The sequence below is a fragment of the Prevotella sp. oral taxon 317 str. F0108 genome, from assembly GCF_000162415.1.
GTDB classification, from domain to species: domain Bacteria; phylum Bacteroidota; class Bacteroidia; order Bacteroidales; family Bacteroidaceae; genus Prevotella; species Prevotella conceptionensis.
Map to the genome: position 1 here is coordinate 1 of NZ_GG740116.1, position 726 is coordinate 726.

Annotated in this window: 1 protein-coding gene; it reads left to right on the top strand. The window is 40.9% G+C overall.

Features of this window, described 5'->3' with window-relative positions:
• A partial coding sequence (locus tag HMPREF0670_RS15160; RefSeq protein ID WP_052296894.1) for a hypothetical protein occupies nt 1-510 on the top strand: 510 nt, incomplete at its 5' end.
• Nucleotides 511-726 lie beyond the last annotated feature (216 nt).

Sequence of the window (726 nt, forward strand, 5' to 3'; positions counted from 1 at the left end):
TATTGGACTTTTGTTGATGTAAACGCAGATATGGATGCGAATACATTGTTATCTAAAGGCTTGGTTGATGTCTCTAATGGTGCATCTGTGAGGAAGAAGGGTTCGAGTAGAATTGATTCAGACGAATATTATGTAATAGAACTCTGCAATGAAGTGCTAAAAATGGAAGCATTGCAACAGTATTGTTTTGAGTTTTTGTTGGGCGATACTGGGAGAAAGCTGCCTGTTGACGCCTTTTATGAGGGTTTGAACCTTGTGATAGAGTATTATGAAAGTCAACATACTGAGTCGACACCATTCTTCGATAATAAGAAAACGGTAAGTGGCGTGTCTAGGGGAGAGCAAAGACGTTTGTATGATGAGAGACGAAGAACGGAGTTGCCAAAGCATGGCATAAAGCTTATCATTCTGCGTTATAGCGATTTTGGTACAACGAAACGCTTAAAGAGGGATAATAGGGAGCATGATATAGAAGTGGTGAGAAAGAAACTTGCGGAGTTTATCCCTTAATTTCTCGTTCCTTGAAAGTGCGTTTTCTCGCCTCTGTAGATTACGGGCGGCGTTTCATTTCACTTTACTTTCAAAAGCTCTAACGAACCGATTGGGGTTTAAACTGCTGTGTTCCGCCCCTAAATGGGAGCTTATGCAAGGCAGGCGTAAACGTAAGACTTAAAAAACAAATCTACTTATTGCCGTTTGGTAGAACGTCACCAAAGGGCAATAAGT